This is a genomic window from Ferrimonas lipolytica (assembly GCF_012295575.1).
Lineage (GTDB): Bacteria > Pseudomonadota > Gammaproteobacteria > Enterobacterales > Shewanellaceae > Ferrimonas > Ferrimonas lipolytica.
In genome coordinates this window covers 2,032,932-2,049,718 of sequence record NZ_CP051180.1, presented here as the reverse complement: position 1 = coordinate 2,049,718, position 16,787 = coordinate 2,032,932, and the positions used below count along the sequence as shown (strand labels likewise).

The following is a 16,787-nucleotide window of genomic DNA, read 5'->3' as shown; positions in this document are numbered from 1 at the left end:
AAATGGTGCGGAAGGAGAGACTTGAACTCTCACACCTTGCGGCGCCAGAACCTAAATCTGGTGCGTCTACCAATTCCGCCACTTCCGCAGAGTTTTACATCCTACAGCTCGTTGATAGTCGAGTGAAGATGTTATTGAGTCAAACTCAATAATTCATGGTGGCTATGGCGGGACTTGAACCTGCGACCCCGGCATTATGAGTGCCGTGCTCTAACCAGCTGAGCTACATAGCCTAAATAATGGCTGGACTACCAGGATTCGAACCTGGGAATGGCGGGATCAAAACCCGCTGCCTTACCGCTTGGCGATAGTCCAACAATCGACATTTGGAAAATACCAAAGCGTCTTTAAAAATGGCTGGACTACCAGGATTCGAACCTGGGAATGGCGGGATCAAAACCCGCTGCCTTACCGCTTGGCGATAGTCCAACTGAGCGACATTCCTGTTAACAACAAGAGCATCTAAAAATGGTGCGGAAGGAGAGACTTGAACTCTCACACCTTGCGGCGCCAGAACCTAAATCTGGTGCGTCTACCAATTCCGCCACTTCCGCAGAGTTTTACATCCTACAGCTCGTTGATAGTCGAGTGAAGATGCTGACTAAACAATTAGTCAGATTTTATTATGGTCATAATAGATATAACCAATAATTCATGGTGGCTATGACGGGCCTTAAACCTGTGACTCTCAATATTAGTTGAGTGCCGAGCACTTTCTTAATGCTCCATATCCGGTAAATCATGGTGGTTATGACGGGCCTTAAACCTGTGACTCTCAACATCAGTTGAGTGCCGAGCACTTTCTTAATGCTCCATATCCGGTAAATCATGGTGGTTATGACGGGCCTTAAACCTGTGACTCTCAACATCAGTTGAGTGCCGAGCACTTTCTTAATGCTCCATATCCGGTAAATCATGGTGGCTATGGCGGGACTTGAACCTGCGACCCCGGCATTATGAGTGCCGTGCTCTAACCAGCTGAGCTACATAGCCTGAATAATGGCTGGACTACCAGGATTCGAACCTGGGAATGGCGGGATCAAAACCCGCTGCCTTACCGCTTGGCGATAGTCCAACAGTCAACATACTGGTTTTCACCAGAGTGTCTTTAAAAATGGCTGGACTACCAGGATTCGAACCTGGGAATGGCGGGATCAAAACCCGCTGCCTTACCGCTTGGCGATAGTCCAACTGAGCGACATTCCTGTTAGCAACAAGAGTATCTAAAAATGGTGCGGAAGGAGAGACTTGAACTCTCACACCTTGCGGCGCCAGAACCTAAATCTGGTGCGTCTACCAATTCCGCCACTTCCGCTGAGTTTTACATCCAAACTTTGTTGATAGTCAAAGTTAGATGATGCTTCAAAAGAAGCATTGTGGCTACCACAAGTCTAAACCTGTGCCTCACTGTGTTAGCTGAGAGCCTTGCACTGTCTAGGTGCTTCATCTCTAAAAGAGATGATGGTGGCTATGGCGGGACTTGAACCTGCGACCCCGGCATTATGAGTGCCGTGCTCTAACCAGCTGAGCTACATAGCCATGCGTTCCTCGTTGGGAACGCGGCGTATTATGCTGAGTTGCCCCCAGAGCGTCAACTGCTTTCCCAGTAAAAAAACCGTCTTGTGAGTTGTTCGTTGGGAATTTAGACAAGTCTGGCAAAAAATGAACGAGATTGAGATTGGCTGTTGAAGATTTAACCTCAAAAAACTGTCACCGAGCTTAGTCAAGCTTGTATTTATAACTGCAACGGTTGGTCATTAAGGCTTAGTTGTGCATTTTCAAAGATTACGGAGGTGGTAAATTGGCCGTCAGCGCGGTTTAAAAAACCATGTTGTTCGAAATTATCGAGCTGTGTGGCTAGTGGATGCTGGCTAAACATAGTGTCGCTAAAGTTGAGCGACAGCTTGGCGTCAATCAATGCGAACGGTTGGCTGGTTTGAAGTTGAGCAAGGTTGGTGGGATGGAGGACTATTTGCCCAATAGCGGCATAGTGGCCTGCAATTTTCTCGTCTCGCGAGGCAAGGGTGATGTCCCCTTCGAACGCTTGGATATCTAGCTGCAAGTTATTTGCTAATATTGTGTCGATGTCCGTTAGTGCTGATGCTAGCGCATCTGGTTGGCTGCCTTGCTGTATAAAACGAGCTAAGTTGATGTAGGCGCTGGTGGCAACGTTACTTACTTTAGTGGCAAGGCGGGCGTCGGTTAAGGTTATGTCGATGTCATCGTTAGCGCTTAGTGCCAGTGCGCCAATGGTTAGAGTAGTCGAACTACTGCTGTTGCCTTGTCGGTGTAGATTACCGTTACTTAACTTTAAGTCGTTAAGCTTGAACCTGAGCGGTTTGGTGGCGGTTGTGGTGTTGCCTAATTGATAAGCGGTTAAACTATCAATAGAGCTGTGGCTGAAGTTGATGTCATAGATGTCATCAAGTAGTGTCATGGTGCTACTGGCTGACAACCCTTCAAGTTCGAATACCCGTTGGGCAAAACCAATGGTCGCCGCAGCGATACTTAGTTGGCTGCTGTACTCACTCAGATCCAATGCAAAGGTACCATCGACAACGATATCACCAGTGCTGATGTATTCATCAAGGCTCGTTGGCTTTGATTCAAAACCATCGACTTGGTAACGGTAGTTGCCCTGTTGGGAAAATATCGACGCTGACCAGCTACCATGGTTTAACAGTGGCTGCTTTAGTTGCTGACCGACAACCTGCCAACTGGGAGAGCTGGTATCAATGGAGTAGGTTGCTTTAACAAAGCCGGGGTAGAACTTTACTTGTTGGTTAAATTGCAACTCAACTAGTTTGTTTGAGCCATCGGCGTAAGCGCTAATACGATAGTGTTCGTTATGATTAAATAGATTGCGATCGCTGATGGTGTGACTCAATTGAGTGCTGCCAGTTTGGTTATTGAAGCGTTCTAATGCGTTCAAGCGGTACTGCTCATATTGGCTTGCGATGTACCAAGTGGCAGCGAGGGTGGTGCTCATAGCCAGAGCGGAGCTTATCGCAGCTAATGTGAATCCTTTCAGTATTAAATCCTATTGGTTTATATGGATATCCACTGGGTCATGACGCTTAGATACAAAAAAGCCCAGTCGATGACTGGGCTTATGGTGGCTATTAGACGTTGAAGAGGAAGTGAATTACGTCGCCATCGGCAACCACGTAACCTTTACCTTCAGAACGCTTCTTACCGGCTTCTTTCGCGCCGTTTTCACCGTTGTATTGAATGAAGTCGTCGTACGCCACTACTTCGGCGCGGATGTAACCACGTTCGAAGTCGGTGTGGATAACACCGGCGGCTTGTGGACCAGTTGCACCAACGGAAACCGTCCAAGCGCGAACCTCTTTAACACCAGCGGTAAAGTAGGTTTGCAGGTTAAGTAGCTCGTAACCAGAACGAATAACGCGGTTTAGGCCTGGTTCTTCGATACCAAGATCGGCCATGAACTCTTCTCGTTCGTCGTCTTCCAGTTCTGCGATTTCAGATTCGATTTCAGCACATACTGGAACAACAACAGCGTTCTCTTTGGCTGCAATGTCGCGCACGATGTCTAGGAACGGGTTGTTTTCGAAACCGTCGTCATTAACGTTAGCGATGTACATGGTTGGCTTCAGAGTAAGAAGACCCATGTATTGGATTAGCTTCTTCTCATCGGCAGTAAGCTCAACAGAGCGTGCCATGCCACCTTCTTCAAGAACCGGTTGCAGCTTCTCAAGTACCACAATCTCGGCTTTAGCGTCTTTATCGCCGCCTTTAGCGCGTTTTGCTAGGCGCTGCAGCGCACGCTCAACGGCGTCCATATCTGCTAGCGCCAGCTCGGTGTTGATCACCTCAATGTCATCAGCAGGGTTTACGCCACCAGATACGTGCACGATGTTGTCGTTTTCGAAACAGCGAACAACGTGACCAATGGCGTCGGTTTCACGAATGTTGGCTAGGAACTTGTTACCTAAGCCTTCACCGGTGGAAGCGCCTTTAACCAGACCGGCAATGTCTACGAACTCCATGGTGGTTGGGAGTACGCGTTGCGGGTTAACGATTTTCGCCAGTTCGTCCAAGCGCGGATCCGGCATTGGAACTACACCGGTGTTTGGCTCAATAGTACAAAATGGGAAGTTGGCTGCTTCGATGCCAGCTTTCGTTAGTGCGTTAAACAGAGTGGATTTGCCTACGTTTGGCAGGCCCACGATGCCACATTTAAAACCCATGGTAGTGTTAACCTTTGTCGTAATTAGGCCGGTTGGGCCGAGAAAGTGTGTAGGCGGCTCTGTGCCTTGGCGATGCCATCGCGCAGCAAAATATCGATGCAGCGACTGGCTTCGTCAACGGCCTCATCCATGGCCTGTTGTTCAGTTGCTTGGGCTTTACCCAATACATATCCGGACACGCGGTTGCGATCACCTGGGTGACCAATACCGATGCGCAGCCGGTAAAAATCTTTGTTATTGCCCATCTTGGCAATGATATCTTTTAGGCCATTATGACCACCGTGGCCGCCGCCTTTTTTGATGCGGGCAACGCCTGGTGCTAGGTCAAGCTCGTCGTGTGCTACCAAGATCTCTTCCGGTTCAATGCCATAGAAGTTTGCCAATGCGGCAACGGATTTGCCGGAGAGGTTCATGAAGGTGGTAGGGATCAACAGGCGCAGATCGGTACTGCCGCTTTGGATCCGAGCTGTTAAGCCATAAAATTTACTTTCGGCTTTTAGACTGACGTTATGCATACGGGCTAGTTCGTTGACCAGCCACTCACCCGCATTATGGCGGGTTCTAACATATTCGGGGCCTGGATTAGCCAGGCCCACGATTAAACGGATATTACTGCTCACCGTTGTTATTTACTCTTGTTCAGTGCCAGGTTCGGCGCTTTCTGATGCTTCATCTTCTTCGCTGCCGCCACGCGCGGCTTGCACGCTGACTACAGAAAGATCGTGATCGTCGCCTTTACTTAGCTCGGTTAACTCAACCCCTTTAGGGAGAGCGATGTCGTGCAAGTGCAGCGATTGACCCGCGTCCAATTGTTGAATATCAACTTCAATGAATTCTGGCAGGTCAGCTGGCAGACATTTCACTTCAACTTCGTTCAATAGGTGTACTACGGTACCGCCAGCTTTAGCACCAACGCAGGTGTCTTCGTTTAAGAAGTGCAGCGGCACTGTGGTGGTCAATGCGTTATTTTTTGACACTCGCAAAAAATCAACGTGCACTAATTTAGGCTTGTATGGGTGACGTTGCATCGCCTTAACGATGACATCTTCCGTTTTGCCGTTGATTTTGAGGGTCAGCACTTGGCTATAAAACGCCTCTTTTTCCTGTGCTAAGTTGACTTTGTTGTGCTCCAAAGTCAGTGACACAGGGTCTTTGCCACCGCCGTATAAAATTGCAGGCAGCTTGTCTTGATGACGCAACCGGCGGCTCGCTCCGGTGCCATGTTCGGTACGAACTTCAGCGTCAAACGTTAACTCGGGCATAATCGTTAATCTCCATATTGTGGTGTCATCTGTGCTTCCACTGCTGCGATAACGCATCTACTACATGAAAGATTCGCGACCAAACCTTTCTGACAGGCAATCGACAACCAACAACGGACCTTTAAGCTTTAGCTAAAGGCGCAGCAGTTTACCACTTTCTATGGGGAACTCTCAATGAGAGGAAAATATTGGCTAGCACAACGAAAAACGGCCTCCGAAAGGAGGCCGTTTAATGCTAATCATAAATGATTAGTCGTTTTCTTTTTTCAGTGGGCTATCAGCTACGAAATCAGCAGGCTCAATGAAGTTCAGACCAGTTGGCTTCTCTTCTAAACGCATGCCTTGCTCGGTTAGATACTCAACATATTCAATCATTGATTCGTTATCGATAAAGCCAGAAGCAACCATTTCACTTTGAGCGCGCTCAGCGAAGATGTCGTAACCGTCTTTACCGCCAGCGATGTAAGCGTTGGTCGCAATGCGGTAAACGGTATCATCAATGATGTCAGTACAATCAGCGTTACCAGCACCGGTAGGACAAACCTGCAAAGATTCGATCTTGTTGTCTTCGGTGCTTAAACCGTTGTAGGTGAACTGGATGTTAGCGAATGTAGGGAACGAGCCTGAAGAACCCAGTGGGTCGAGCGCATAACCGATGGTGTCATTCAGCAGGTCGCGGACATCAGAACCAAGCAGCTCTACTACAGCTAATTCGTTTGAGAAGTAAAGTAACTCACCGATGATGTAACCCGCAGTCAAACCTTCATCGCCAGCGACGATAGGGTTACGGATACCACCGTTATTAGTGATGGCGAAGTCGACGTCCATGTTTACTTCGTTTAGCTTCCAGACCATGGAGTCAGCTACATGCACACCAGCTTCAGAACCTTTGTAACGTAATGATGCATCGTACTTAGCTAGGCCAGGGATACGTGTGTGATCCAAAGAGCCTTGGTCAACTGGATCGTTTTCATCAAATATGTCGCCGATAACTAAGCCTTCAAACTCTTCTACTAGAGGTTTGAAGTCTTCATCAATCACGTACTGAACTTGTACGTCTTGTTCGGTGATCGCAATGTTTTGCTCGCCATCAATAAACTCTACCGCAGAAGCTTGGTCTGCATCAGTCAGTGGTTCGCGGTTTTCGCCATCGTACTTGTGGGCAAAGTTATCATCGATTAGCAGGGTATTGTTACCAGCACAGGTCAGGATATCGCCTTGTGCAAACTCAACCGTTACTTGACCTACCGCTTGCGCGTATTGGCCAGCTTGAACGATACAGGTTTTGCCGCCATCAGGGTTGGTTACCATCTCAGCGTAATCCATATCTGGATGGCCGTGACCCATGCCTAAGTTGGTGAAGTCACCCAGTAAAGTGTGGGAGTGGCCACCAACAATCAAATCAACGCCGTTAACTTCTTCGGCGATGCGAAGGTCACGGTCTGTACCGATGTGGCTTACCATAACGATGTGGTCAACGCCTTCTGCTAACAGAGCGTTAACGGTCGCTTGGGCACTAACAACTTCGCCTTCGAAAGCCAGATCTTCACCAGGAGAAGAGATGCTTTCCATATCTTCCAATACTAAGCCGAAGATACCAACGTTCTGGCCGTTAAGTGACTTAACGGTGTATGGCATGATGTTGTCGATTTTGCTCATGGCGCTATCGCCACTGGTGTCCATGTTGGCAGCCAGCAGTGGGAAGTTAACGCGGTTAGCAAAGTCGATAAGGGCTTCGTTACCCAAATCAAATTCGTGGTTACCAATAGCCATTGCGTCCAGACCCATCATAGACAGCAATTGGGCGTTACCTTGTCCCTTCATTACGTTGAAGTACAACGAACCTTGGAAAGCGTCGCCGCCGTGCAGAGCCAAGAATGGTTGGTCAGCAGCTTCTGCTGTTGCGCGAGCCATCTCTAACTTTTCAGCCATGCGTGCGTAGCCGCCAGCATCTACACGCAGTGACATACCTTCGTCGGTGATCGGGGCAGTAAAGTCTACTGAGGTAGGATCAAAGTTTGAGTGGGTATCGTTAACGTGGGCAACGGTCAGCGAGAAATCAGCAGTAGGTGCTACCGGCTCGCTGCTAGAGTCATCATCGCTACAACCAGTCAGAGCAACCAGTAAAGATGCGGCAATTAAGGAATACTTTTTATTAATCATCATTAGTTCCATCTGGATTTGTGGCCCACGACCAATTGTGAGCACAGGCAGGGTACCAAGCTAAGAAGATTAGGCGATCCAAACTGTGAGTGGGTGTGACCTTGCTCACGTTTTATTTTTGAATAGGAGTTAAATGCTGTGAAGTGTTGATGGCGAAGACAACTTTTTTGAGATTTATTTCTGTTCCGGGTACAAAAAAGCCCCGCATGGCGGGGCTTTTGGGGCAATGCATTGAGCTTAGTGCTCAAACATCGCCGAGATAGATTCTTCGTTGCTAACGCGACGGATCGCTTCAGACATTACGCCAGACATGGTTAGCTGGGAAACCTTCCCGGTCGCTAGCATATCTTTATGCAGTGGGATTGTGTCAGTCACAATTACTTCATCAATCACGGACTCGGCAATGTTCTTTGGCGCGTTGCCAGAGAATACTGGGTGAGTTGCGTAAGCGAATACACGACGCGCACCCTGTTGTTTCAATGCTTCGGCAGCCTTACACAAGGTGCCGCCAGTGTCGATCATGTCATCAACGATGATGCAATCACGATCTTTTACATCACCGATGATGTGCATCACCTGGGCAACGTTCGCTTGAGGGCGACGTTTATCGATGATTGCCAGATCGCTGTCATCAAGCAGCTTGGCAACGGCGCGAGCACGAACTACACCGCCAATGTCAGGAGAAACAACCACAGGATTATCCAGTGAACGTTGCTTCATATCTTCCAGTAGTACCGGTGAACCGAATACGTTATCAACTGGAACATCAAAGAAGCCTTGAATCTGCTCTGCGTGCAGATCACAAGTCAGAACGCGGTCTACACCTACGCTAGATAAGAAATCAGCAACTACCTTAGCGGTAATTGGCACACGGGCAGAACGAACACGGCGATCTTGACGAGCGTAACCGAAGTAAGGAATTACCGCGGTGATACGACCAGCAGAGGCACGACGCAATGCGTCAACCATAACGATCAATTCCATTAGGTTGTCGTTGGTTGGTGCACAAGTGGACTGAATGATGAAACAGTCAGAACCACGAACGTTTTCGTTGATTTGAACGCTGATTTCACCGTCAGAGAAACGACCTACTTCGGCATGACCCAAAGCACAGTACAAACGATCGGCGATTTTCTTGGCAAGCTCCGGCGTGGCATTACCGGCAAAAAGCTTAATGTCGGGCACAGGATTGAACCTCTGTCTGATTTGTTTTTTGGGGTAGGCCAGCGCATCACCGTGGCCCACGTCCCAGTTGCTGGAGTATTCCAGTCGTGTAGGTACAAAAGGCGTATCTGTTAGCGTTGTTGACGGCAACCTTAAGGTTGCTCGAAAACGAGCTACTAAAACCCTGTAAACAAAAAATTAGTAGTTCTAATAGATGGCTGGGCTACCAGGATTCGAACCTGGGAATGGCGGGATCAAAACCCGCTGCCTTACCGCTTGGCGATAGCCCAACAAAATTTTACTAGGCGATTAATGCCAGTAGGGGCGATCGGTTACAACCTTTCGTTACTGTAGCCGTCCACCCGGTTGGCATTTCTGCCAATGCAGCCTCGGCGTCGCTTTTTAAGGCAAATTGCCCAAAAACGCAGCAGCCAGTGCCGGTCATTTTCGACGGCGCATAGTCTACCAACCACGCTAACGCCTTTGCAACTTGTGGATAGCGATTGCAAACGACTTGTTGGCAATCATTTTTCCATTGTGCTGGTTGTTTTTCTAAGTTGGTGATTTTGGCAGTATCTCTTGGCAGGTCTTTGGCTGCGAAGATATCGGCGGTGGCTACCTCGACTGCTGGAACAATGATTAGGTACCACGGTTCTGCGACGGTAACGGGTCGCAGTTGTTCTCCTACTCCGTCTGCCATTGCGGCAAGCCCGCGGACAAACACTGGCACATCGGCACCAAGGCTTAAGCCCATCTGGGCAAGCTCATCGACGGCAATATTGGTCTGCCACAGCTGATTGAGTGCCACCAGTGTGGTGGCTGCATCAGAGGAACCGCCACCTATACCACCGCCCATCGGCAGACGTTTATCGAGGGTGATGTCAGCCCCAAGAGTTACGCCACTGTGCTGTTGCAGCATTCGTGCGGCTTTGACAATAAGGTTGCTGTGGGCTGGTACGCCGGGCAATTCAGGGTTAAGGGTGATGTGATTGTCGTTACGAACGGTAAATTGTAGGTAGTCACACCAATCGACAAATTGAAACAAAGTTTGCAGCTCGTGATAACCGTCAGAGCGCTTACCGTTGACGTGTAAGCATAAGTTCAATTTTGCCGGGGCGGGCCACCAAGTACTAGAATTCATTTAGGCTACAGCTCCGGTTGCCAAGTGTTGATGGTCAATTTTATTCGTTGCTGATCTTGGCGCAACTCAATTTGCTTGGGGATTTTATAGCCATTGATTTGCTGCCAGCTCAGATAGTGCAGCTCAGATATGCTATTGGTAGTTGGATGAATGAGTTCTATTACCGATTGGGTCACTTTGTTACTCACGTTTTTGTGATCTGCAGCAGTCTGTCCTAATAGGTATTTTGCTAACTGTGACAGAGGCAGTGGCCAACCGGTCAATTTAACAATTAGTCTATCAACATCGTTATCGGTAAAGGTCTTATCATCTACCACTACGGTAGCTAGCTCCGGTGTGGCGGTTAGGTTCAAGACGTTGGTGCCAAATGGACCCGTTAGTTGCAGCCTGTCGTTGCCGGTTGAGGTGATATGACGCCAATGCAGATTGGCAGAGACCCGCTCTTCTGGACTGATAAAGGCGATTTTTCCGGTTACCGTCCAGTCATTGGAAGTAACAGTTTTACTGGTTGAATCGGGAGCTTGATGCGTTACACACCCTACTAAGGTGAGAAGCGTTATCAACAAGACAACAAATTTTGATGGTTGGTTAAACATTTTTATCCGGCTTTTGTGCACACTACCGCAATCGTGCATTGAAAATGCGGTATTTGGCCAATACTTATTTCGCTTGCGCGCCGTTAAGCTATAGAATTGCGCTCGCTGAGAAACATCATGAAACATGGGGCGAATCAAGTTACAAAGCCATGACGTTAGTTGCAATTGGGATCAATCACAAGACTGCCAGCGTAGCCCTGCGCGAAAAAGTGGCATTCGGACCAGATATTCTTGAAGAAGCGTTGCGAAGCTTGGCTGGTGCCAGCAAGACCAACGAGGCTGTCATTGTATCTACCTGTAACCGAACTGAGATCTACACCAACAATGTCGACTTAGAGAAGACAATCGATTGGTTGAGTGAGTTCCATAATCTTGACAAGGATGAGTTACGTCAGAGTATTTACCAGCATCAAGGCATCAAAGCCGTACAGCACTTGCTGCGCGTCTCTGCTGGTTTGGACTCGCTGGTACTTGGTGAACCGCAGATCTTGGGTCAGATAAAGAAATCATATGCTGACGCAAAAGCTGCTGGGACCATCTCACATACCATTGATAAGCTGTTTCAACATACTTTTAAGGTTGCCAAGCAGATCCGCACTGATACCGACATCGGTGCATCAGCGGTCTCCGTTGCTTTTGCTGCGGTTAACTTAGCACGCCATATCTTCGAAGATTTGAGCCAATCTAAAGTTATGTTGATCGGTGCTGGTGAGACCATCGAACTGGTAGCACGTCACCTAGGTGAGCAAGGTGCAACCGATTTGATTGTTGCTAACCGTACCCTGTCCCGTGCTGAAGGCATGGCGGCTGAGTTTGGTGCCAAAGCCATCACCTTATCGCAGATCCCTGAATTCCTGCCTGATGCAGATATCGTTATCTCTTCAACTGCAGCACCATTGCCTATTTTAGGTAAGGGTATGGTTGCAACAGCGTTGAAGAAACGTCGCCAGCAAGCGATGTTATTGGTCGATATTGCTGTGCCTCGAGATATCGAATCTGAAGTGGGTGATTTGGAAAACGCTTACCTTTATACCGTTGATGATCTGCAAGGTATCGTTCAAAAGAACATGGCTAACCGCCTTGAAGCGGCGGAAAAGGCAGAAACCATCGCGACTGCTCAATCACAAGAGTTTGTGAAATGGCAACGCGGCTTGGACTCTGTTGATACCATTCGTCAGTTCCGCACCCAAAGCGATGAACTGAAGAAAGACGCGCTGGAATTGGCAATGAACAAGTTGCAACAAGGCGCTGACGCAGAAGCCGTTATGACCGAGTTAGCGAACAAGCTAACCAATAAATTGATCCACTCGCCCACTCAGGCGCTGTCCAAGGCAGCACGAGCCGGTGACGTAGAATCGTTAGAGGTCTTGCGTAATGCACTGGGTATCAACGACAATTAGCCCTAGTTTGTTCCGAATTAAGTAATGAACGGCCCTATATGGGCCGTTCCTTTTTATCTAAGGTAGCCATGAAACCCACCGTATACGCAAAATTGGAAGGCTTAGTAGAGCGCTATGAAGAAGTGCAGGTACTACTGGGTGAACCCGATATTATCTCTGATCAAGACCGTTTCCGTGGGCTCACTAAAGAGTATTCTCAACTCGAAGAGGTAGTAAATGCGTTCCGTGCTTATCAGCAAGCACAGGACGATATTGAAACCGCACAAGAGATGATGGCCGATCCAGAAATGGCTGAAATGGCGAAGGAAGAGCTGAGCGAGGCCAAGGCCAACAGCGTGCAGTTGGAAGACGACCTGCAGATCCTATTACTGCCAAAAGATCCCAAGGATAGCCACGACGCTTACGTTGAGATCCGTGCCGGGGCCGGTGGTGATGAAGCGGCAATCTTTGCCGGTGACTTGCTGCGCATGTACTCCAAGTACGCCGAAACCAAAGGTTGGAAGGTGGAGTTGATGTCCACTAACCAAAGCGAACAGGGCGGTTATAAAGAAGCGATCGCACGATTCTCTGGCGATGGCGTATACGGTGAGATGAAGTTTGAATCTGGTGGTCACCGCGTACAGCGTGTACCGGCAACTGAATCTCAGGGTCGTATTCACACCTCCGCTTGTACTGTTGTGGTGATGCCAGAAGTGGAAGCGGCTGAAGCGATTGAGATCAACTCTGCCGATCTTAAGGTTGATACCTTCCGCGCTTCTGGCGCCGGTGGTCAGCACGTCAACAAAACCGATTCTGCAATCCGTATTACCCACTTGCCAACCGGCACTGTCGTTGAGTGTCAGGATGAACGTTCACAGCACAAAAACCGTGCTAAGGCGATGGCGGTGCTATCGGCTCGTTTAGAAGCGGCGGAAGAAGCGAAACGTAAGCAAGCTGAAACCGATACTCGTCGTTCACTGGTTACCTCAGGTGATCGCTCTGAGCGGATCCGTACCTATAACTACCCACAGGGTCGTGTCTCCGATCACCGTATTAATCTGACCCTATATCGCTTAAATGAAGTGATGGAAGGGGATTTGGCAGCGTTGATGGAGCCTATTTTGCAGGAATACCAAGCGGATCAACTGGCTGCACTGGCAGAAGATTAATCGTGCGCCTCGATCTCTGGTTAGCGCACGCCGCCAAGCAATTAACTCACAGTGACAGCGCTGCGCTAGACGCAGAGCTGTTGCTGCTGTTCTGCATCAACAAACCGCGTAGCTTTGTGTTTACTTGGCCTGATCATCCATTGGATGAAGCCACATTGATGCAACTGCAGTCGATATTACAACGCCGGATCAATGGCGAACCAATAGCGCATATTATTGGTCAGCGTGAGTTTTGGAGTTTGCCATTACAGGTCAACGCGTCCACCTTAATTCCCCGCCCTGATACCGAATCTTTGGTTGAAGCAGCACTGGGGTTAGCTTTGCCGCACCAAGCAGCAGTGGTCGATTTAGGTACTGGTACTGGTGCTATTGCGCTAGCATTAAAAAGTGAAATGGCCCAGTGGCAGGTTGAAGCGGTTGAGTTCAGCGCGGAAGCAGTGCAGCTGGCTCGCGCTAATGCGGCTCAGCTTAATCTCGCCGTTGAGGTTAGCCAAGGCAGCTGGTTCGAGCCAGTGCAAAATAAACGCTTTGATCTGGTTGTATCTAACCCCCCCTATATTGACCCAACCGATCATCATTTAGATCAAGGTGATGTGCGCTTTGAGCCGTTGAGTGCACTCATTGCTGACAATCACGGTTTGGCGGACATCGAACATATTGTCGCCACTGCGCCACGCCACCTTAATCAAGGCGGCTATTTGATGATCGAGCACGGTTATGACCAAGGTGCTGTGGTTAAAGATATTTTTGAGCGGGCTGGATTTGCCAATGTCAGGGTGGGTCAAGATTATGGCCAAAGAGATCGCTATACCCTAGGCCAGTGGCAGTGCTAGTCTCTCGTTAGAGTTATTGAACCCTGTTTGTATTATCTATTTTGAGTTTTTAAAGCTAAGGAAAGTTCATGCCATACGAAGCGTTTAAGCATATACACTTCACCGTTATTGGCGCTAGCATTGCGCTGTTTATTTTGCGTTTTATCTGGGTAATGAAAGGCTCAGAGATGATGCAGAAAAAGTGGGTCAAGATTGTTCCACACATCGTTGATACCCTGCTTATCCTTTCTGGTATTGCGCTTATCTATGTGACTGGCTTCACCCCAACCAACAGCCCATGGTTATTTGAAAAATTGATCGCGTTGGTTGCTTACATTGTGCTCGGTTTCTTTACCTTGAAGCTTGAGCGCGGCAAGCTGTTTCGTACCTTTGCATTCCTTGGGGCGCTCGGTTGGCTGTTCTACATGGCGAAGTTGGCACAAACCAAGATGCCAATCTTGTTCATGTAACAGCGCTTATAATTACAATTAATGCTGGCACCTCGATGTGCCAGTTTCTGCTTTTGGAGGCTAAATGACCGACGTGTTATTCACTAACCAAGCAACAGTGTTTGGTATTTTGATGATGGTCTTGGGAGGGGTATTTTATACCTCGCACAGTGTGCACCCGGTGTGGAAGCGGTTCTACAAGTTCGTTCCTGCACTGCTGTTGTGTTACTTCATCCCGTCGTTGCTGAATACCTTCGGTGTCATTGATGGTTCAGATAATACCCTGTACTACGTTGCCTCACGGTTCCTACTACCAACGGCCTTGGTGCTGCTGACTCTAAATCTCGATCTGAAAGCGATCGGCTCGTTGGGACCCAAAGCGATTGTGATGTTTCTAGCCGGTACCGTCGGTATCGTTATCGGTGCGCCCATTGCACTGATGCTGACATCAGCCTTGTGGCCCGAGCTGCTGGGTAACCACGGCCCAGAGTCGGTATGGCGCGGCATGACGACCGTAGCCGGTAGCTGGATCGGCGGTGGCGCTAACCAAACTGCGATGAAAGAGATCTACGAAGTAGGCGACAACATGTTCTCGGCGATGATAGCCGTTGATGTGATTGTGGCCAACGTGTGGATGGCGGTGCTGCTGTTGATGGTTCCTCGTGCCAACGCTTGGGATAGCAAGATGGGCGCCGACACCAGTGCATTAACGGCGCTGCGCGAAAAGATGGCCGATTGGCATGCGCAGAACTCAGTTAATCCTTCGCTACGGGATATCATGGTGATTTTGGCGGTTGGTTTTGGTGCTACTGGCATCTCCCACTATGGCGCTGACATCATCACCCCTTGGTTTGTTGAGAATTTCCCAGAGCTTAAGCGGTACAGCCTGCATTCGGCGTTTTTCTGGTTGATCGTCAGCGCAACGACGTTGGGGGTAATGCTGTCATTTACCAAGGCTCGTAATCTCGAAGCCTATGGGGCATCTAAGATTGGTTCAGCTTGTTTGTACGTATTGGTTGCTTCTATCGGCATGCATATGGACATCAGCGCTATCCTTGAATCGCCGAAGTACTTTGCCCTTGGTGGTGTATGGATGTTGGTGCATGCCAGCATCATGTTGATCACCGCTCGAGTAATTAAAGCACCATTGTTTTACATGGCGGTCGGCAGTCAAGCCAACGTTGGTGGCGCAGCAAGCGCCCCAGTTGTGGCGGCGGCGTTCCACCCCGCATTGGCGCCAGTGGGCGTGTTGTTAGCGGTATTAGGCTATGTATTAGGTACTTACATGGCGTGGTTCTGTGGACAGATTTTGCAAGCGCTGGCGGCTTAACGCCGGCGTAATAAGTGTTTAAGTGAGGATGCGATGAACGCAATCAACATTAACGTCGGCAACATCGAAGTTGCTAACGACAAACCATTTGTACTGTTTGGTGGTATGAATGTGTTGGAATCTCGTGACTTGGCGATGCAGATCGCTGAGTACTACGTTACGGTAACCGAAAAGCTTGGCATTCCTTACGTATTCAAAGCGTCTTACGACAAAGCTAACCGTAGCTCGATCCACTCCTATCGAGGCCCAGGCATGGAGGAAGGTCTGAAGATCTTTGAGGAGATCAAACACACCTTCAATGTGCCAGTTATCACAGATATTCATGAAATTGAGCAAGCGGCGCCAGTGGCTGAAATCTGTGATGTTATTCAGCTACCAGCGTTCTTGGCTCGGCAAACCGATCTGGTTGAAGCGATGGCTAAAACCGATGCAGTTATTAATGTTAAGAAGCCACAATTTTTAAGCCCTGGACAGATGAAAAACATTGTCGAAAAGTTTAAAGAATGTGGTAAACAGGAAGTTATCCTGTGCGAACGTGGTGCTAACTTCGGCTATGATAACTTGGTTGTTGATATGCTTGGTTTCCGCACGATGAAGGAGTGTTCTGGTGGTATGCCGGTCATCTTCGACGTGACTCATGCATTGCAGTGTCGTGACCCGTTGGGGGCAGCCTCTGGTGGTCGTCGTCATCAAACCGTGGAGCTAGCTAAAGCGGGCTTAGCTACTGGCTTAGCTGGCTTATTTTTGGAAGCGCACCCCGATCCGGATAAGGCTCGTTGCGATGGCCCATCGGCGTTGCCGTTGGATAAACTGGAGCCGTTCTTGGCACAGATGAAAGCGCTGGATGATTTGATTAAAGCGCAGCCGGACTTGGGCATTAAATAGGCTGTATCACAGTTAAGTGTTGAGGTTTATATCAAGCCTTCGGCTTCACCGATTTGGGTGCATTTAGGGGACTAAGTCGCGGTGGTGACGGCACATTCTTGTATGCATAAGGGGGCAGTTTCGCCCCCTTTGAAATCCCCCCTTTGCCTTAGGTCGCAATCCAAAAACGCTTCGCTGGACTGCTCCAATGCGGCAGAAGGTCAACGGCGGTAGTGCTTTATCT

Annotated in this window: 14 protein-coding genes and 11 tRNA genes; 6 read left to right on the top strand and 19 right to left on the bottom strand. The window is 48.9% G+C overall.

The features are described from left to right. Positions 1–3: 3 nt before the first annotated feature. The 19 genes from HER31_RS09525 to lolB all read right to left on the bottom strand — a co-directional run bounded on the left by HER31_RS09525 (position 4) and on the right by lolB (position 10,540). Positions 4–88: transfer RNA gene (locus HER31_RS09525), tRNA-Leu, on the bottom strand. A 68-nt stretch (positions 89–156) separates the two neighbouring features. Beyond that, positions 157–233 (bottom strand) — tRNA-Met (locus HER31_RS09520). A gap of 7 nt (positions 234–240) precedes the next feature. Further along, positions 241–315 (bottom strand) — tRNA-Gln (locus HER31_RS09515). 39 nt (positions 316–354) lie between these two features. Beyond that, positions 355–429, bottom strand: a tRNA-Gln gene (locus HER31_RS09510). A 40-nt stretch (positions 430–469) separates the two neighbouring features. Then, a tRNA-Leu gene (locus HER31_RS09505) sits at positions 470–554 on the bottom strand. A gap of 362 nt (positions 555–916) precedes the next feature. Continuing rightward, a tRNA-Met gene (locus HER31_RS09500) sits at positions 917–993 on the bottom strand. A gap of 7 nt (positions 994–1,000) precedes the next feature. Further along, positions 1,001–1,075: transfer RNA gene (locus tag HER31_RS09495), tRNA-Gln, on the bottom strand. A 40-nt stretch (positions 1,076–1,115) separates the two neighbouring features. Next, a tRNA-Gln gene (locus tag HER31_RS09490) sits at positions 1,116–1,190 on the bottom strand. Between the two features lie 40 nt (positions 1,191–1,230). Then, positions 1,231–1,315 (bottom strand) — tRNA-Leu (locus HER31_RS09485). 147 nt (positions 1,316–1,462) lie between these two features. Continuing rightward, positions 1,463–1,539 (bottom strand) — tRNA-Met (locus tag HER31_RS09480). Between the two features lie 196 nt (positions 1,540–1,735). Next, entirely contained in the window at positions 1,736–2,989 is a 1,254-nt protein-coding gene (locus HER31_RS09475) for a YdgA family protein (RefSeq protein WP_168660355.1), read from the bottom strand. Between the two features lie 133 nt (positions 2,990–3,122). Then, complete coding sequence (gene ychF / locus HER31_RS09470; RefSeq protein WP_168660354.1) at positions 3,123–4,214, bottom strand: redox-regulated ATPase YchF; 1,092 nt, start codon at positions 4,212–4,214, stop codon at positions 3,123–3,125. Positions 4,215–4,237: 23 nt separating this feature from the next. Further along, positions 4,238–4,834 carry an aminoacyl-tRNA hydrolase gene (gene pth, locus HER31_RS09465; protein WP_168660353.1) on the bottom strand — a complete coding sequence of 199 codons (597 nt, stop codon included), beginning with the start codon at positions 4,832–4,834 and terminating at the stop codon, positions 4,238–4,240. Between the two features lie 9 nt (positions 4,835–4,843). Further along, positions 4,844–5,476, bottom strand: a complete 633-nt coding sequence (locus tag HER31_RS09460) for a 50S ribosomal protein L25/general stress protein Ctc (protein WP_168660352.1) — start codon at positions 5,474–5,476, stop codon at positions 4,844–4,846. Positions 5,477–5,725: 249 nt separating this feature from the next. Continuing rightward, on the bottom strand, positions 5,726–7,642 hold the full coding sequence (locus HER31_RS09455) for a bifunctional metallophosphatase/5'-nucleotidase (RefSeq protein WP_168660351.1): 1,917 nt from the start codon (positions 7,640–7,642) through the stop codon (positions 5,726–5,728). A 234-nt stretch (positions 7,643–7,876) separates the two neighbouring features. Further along, positions 7,877–8,824, bottom strand: coding sequence for a ribose-phosphate pyrophosphokinase (locus HER31_RS09450; protein WP_168660350.1), 948 nt, complete (start codon positions 8,822–8,824; stop codon positions 7,877–7,879). 194 nt (positions 8,825–9,018) lie between these two features. Beyond that, a tRNA-Gln gene (locus HER31_RS09445) sits at positions 9,019–9,093 on the bottom strand. A gap of 11 nt (positions 9,094–9,104) precedes the next feature. Then, positions 9,105–9,944: a 4-(cytidine 5'-diphospho)-2-C-methyl-D-erythritol kinase gene (gene ispE / locus HER31_RS09440; RefSeq protein WP_168660349.1), complete on the bottom strand. Its 840-nt coding sequence runs from the start codon at positions 9,942–9,944 to the stop codon at positions 9,105–9,107. A gap of 5 nt (positions 9,945–9,949) precedes the next feature. After that, positions 9,950–10,540 (bottom strand): lipoprotein insertase outer membrane protein LolB, encoded by a 591-nt coding sequence (gene lolB / locus HER31_RS09435; protein ID WP_168660348.1) that lies wholly within the window; start codon positions 10,538–10,540, stop codon positions 9,950–9,952. A gap of 149 nt (positions 10,541–10,689) precedes the next feature. Here lolB and hemA point away from each other — a divergent pair, with 149 nt between their 5' ends. The 6 genes from hemA to kdsA all read left to right on the top strand — a co-directional run bounded on the left by hemA (position 10,690) and on the right by kdsA (position 16,564). Beyond that, positions 10,690–11,940 carry a glutamyl-tRNA reductase gene (gene hemA / locus HER31_RS09430; protein ID WP_168660347.1) on the top strand — a complete coding sequence of 417 codons (1,251 nt, stop codon included), beginning with the start codon at positions 10,690–10,692 and terminating at the stop codon, positions 11,938–11,940. 68 nt (positions 11,941–12,008) lie between these two features. Beyond that, a complete protein-coding gene (prfA, locus tag HER31_RS09425; RefSeq protein WP_168660346.1) occupies positions 12,009–13,088 on the top strand; it encodes a peptide chain release factor 1 in 1,080 nt (359 codons plus the stop codon). A gap of 2 nt (positions 13,089–13,090) precedes the next feature. Beyond that, positions 13,091–13,921 (top strand): peptide chain release factor N(5)-glutamine methyltransferase, encoded by an 831-nt coding sequence (gene prmC, locus HER31_RS09420; RefSeq protein WP_168660345.1) that lies wholly within the window; start codon positions 13,091–13,093, stop codon positions 13,919–13,921. Positions 13,922–13,989: 68 nt separating this feature from the next. After that, the gene (locus HER31_RS09415) at positions 13,990–14,370 is read left to right on the top strand and encodes a SirB2 family protein (protein WP_168660344.1); all 381 of its coding nucleotides are present in this window, start codon (positions 13,990–13,992) and stop codon (positions 14,368–14,370) included. 64 nt (positions 14,371–14,434) lie between these two features. Further along, a complete protein-coding gene (locus HER31_RS09410; protein WP_168660343.1) occupies positions 14,435–15,679 on the top strand; it encodes a DUF819 family protein in 1,245 nt (414 codons plus the stop codon). 33 nt (positions 15,680–15,712) lie between these two features. Continuing rightward, on the top strand, positions 15,713–16,564 hold the full coding sequence (kdsA, locus tag HER31_RS09405; protein ID WP_168660342.1) for a 3-deoxy-8-phosphooctulonate synthase: 852 nt from the start codon (positions 15,713–15,715) through the stop codon (positions 16,562–16,564). Positions 16,565–16,787 lie beyond the last annotated feature (223 nt).

Bases quoted from the DNA above. Each gene is read 5' to 3' on its own strand.
- HER31_RS09410 (WP_168660343.1), top strand. From the start codon at position 14,435: ATGACCGACGTGTTATTCACTAACCAAGCAACAGTGTTTGGTATTTTG.
- hemA (WP_168660347.1), top strand. From the start codon at position 10,690: ATGACGTTAGTTGCAATTGGGATCAATCACAAGACTGCCAGCGTAGCC.
- HER31_RS09475 (WP_168660355.1), bottom strand. From the start codon at position 2,989: ATGAGCACCACCCTCGCTGCCACTTGGTACATCGCAAGCCAATATGAG.
- lolB (WP_168660348.1), bottom strand. From the start codon at position 10,540: ATGTTTAACCAACCATCAAAATTTGTTGTCTTGTTGATAACGCTTCTC.
- ispE (WP_168660349.1), bottom strand. From the start codon at position 9,944: ATGAATTCTAGTACTTGGTGGCCCGCCCCGGCAAAATTGAACTTATGC.
- kdsA (WP_168660342.1), top strand. From the start codon at position 15,713: ATGAACGCAATCAACATTAACGTCGGCAACATCGAAGTTGCTAACGAC.
- ychF (WP_168660354.1), bottom strand. From the start codon at position 4,214: ATGGGTTTTAAATGTGGCATCGTGGGCCTGCCAAACGTAGGCAAATCC.
- HER31_RS09415 (WP_168660344.1), top strand. From the start codon at position 13,990: ATGCCATACGAAGCGTTTAAGCATATACACTTCACCGTTATTGGCGCT.
- prfA (WP_168660346.1), top strand. From the start codon at position 12,009: ATGAAACCCACCGTATACGCAAAATTGGAAGGCTTAGTAGAGCGCTAT.
- HER31_RS09460 (WP_168660352.1), bottom strand. From the start codon at position 5,476: ATGCCCGAGTTAACGTTTGACGCTGAAGTTCGTACCGAACATGGCACC.
- HER31_RS09455 (WP_168660351.1), bottom strand. From the start codon at position 7,642: ATGATGATTAATAAAAAGTATTCCTTAATTGCCGCATCTTTACTGGTT.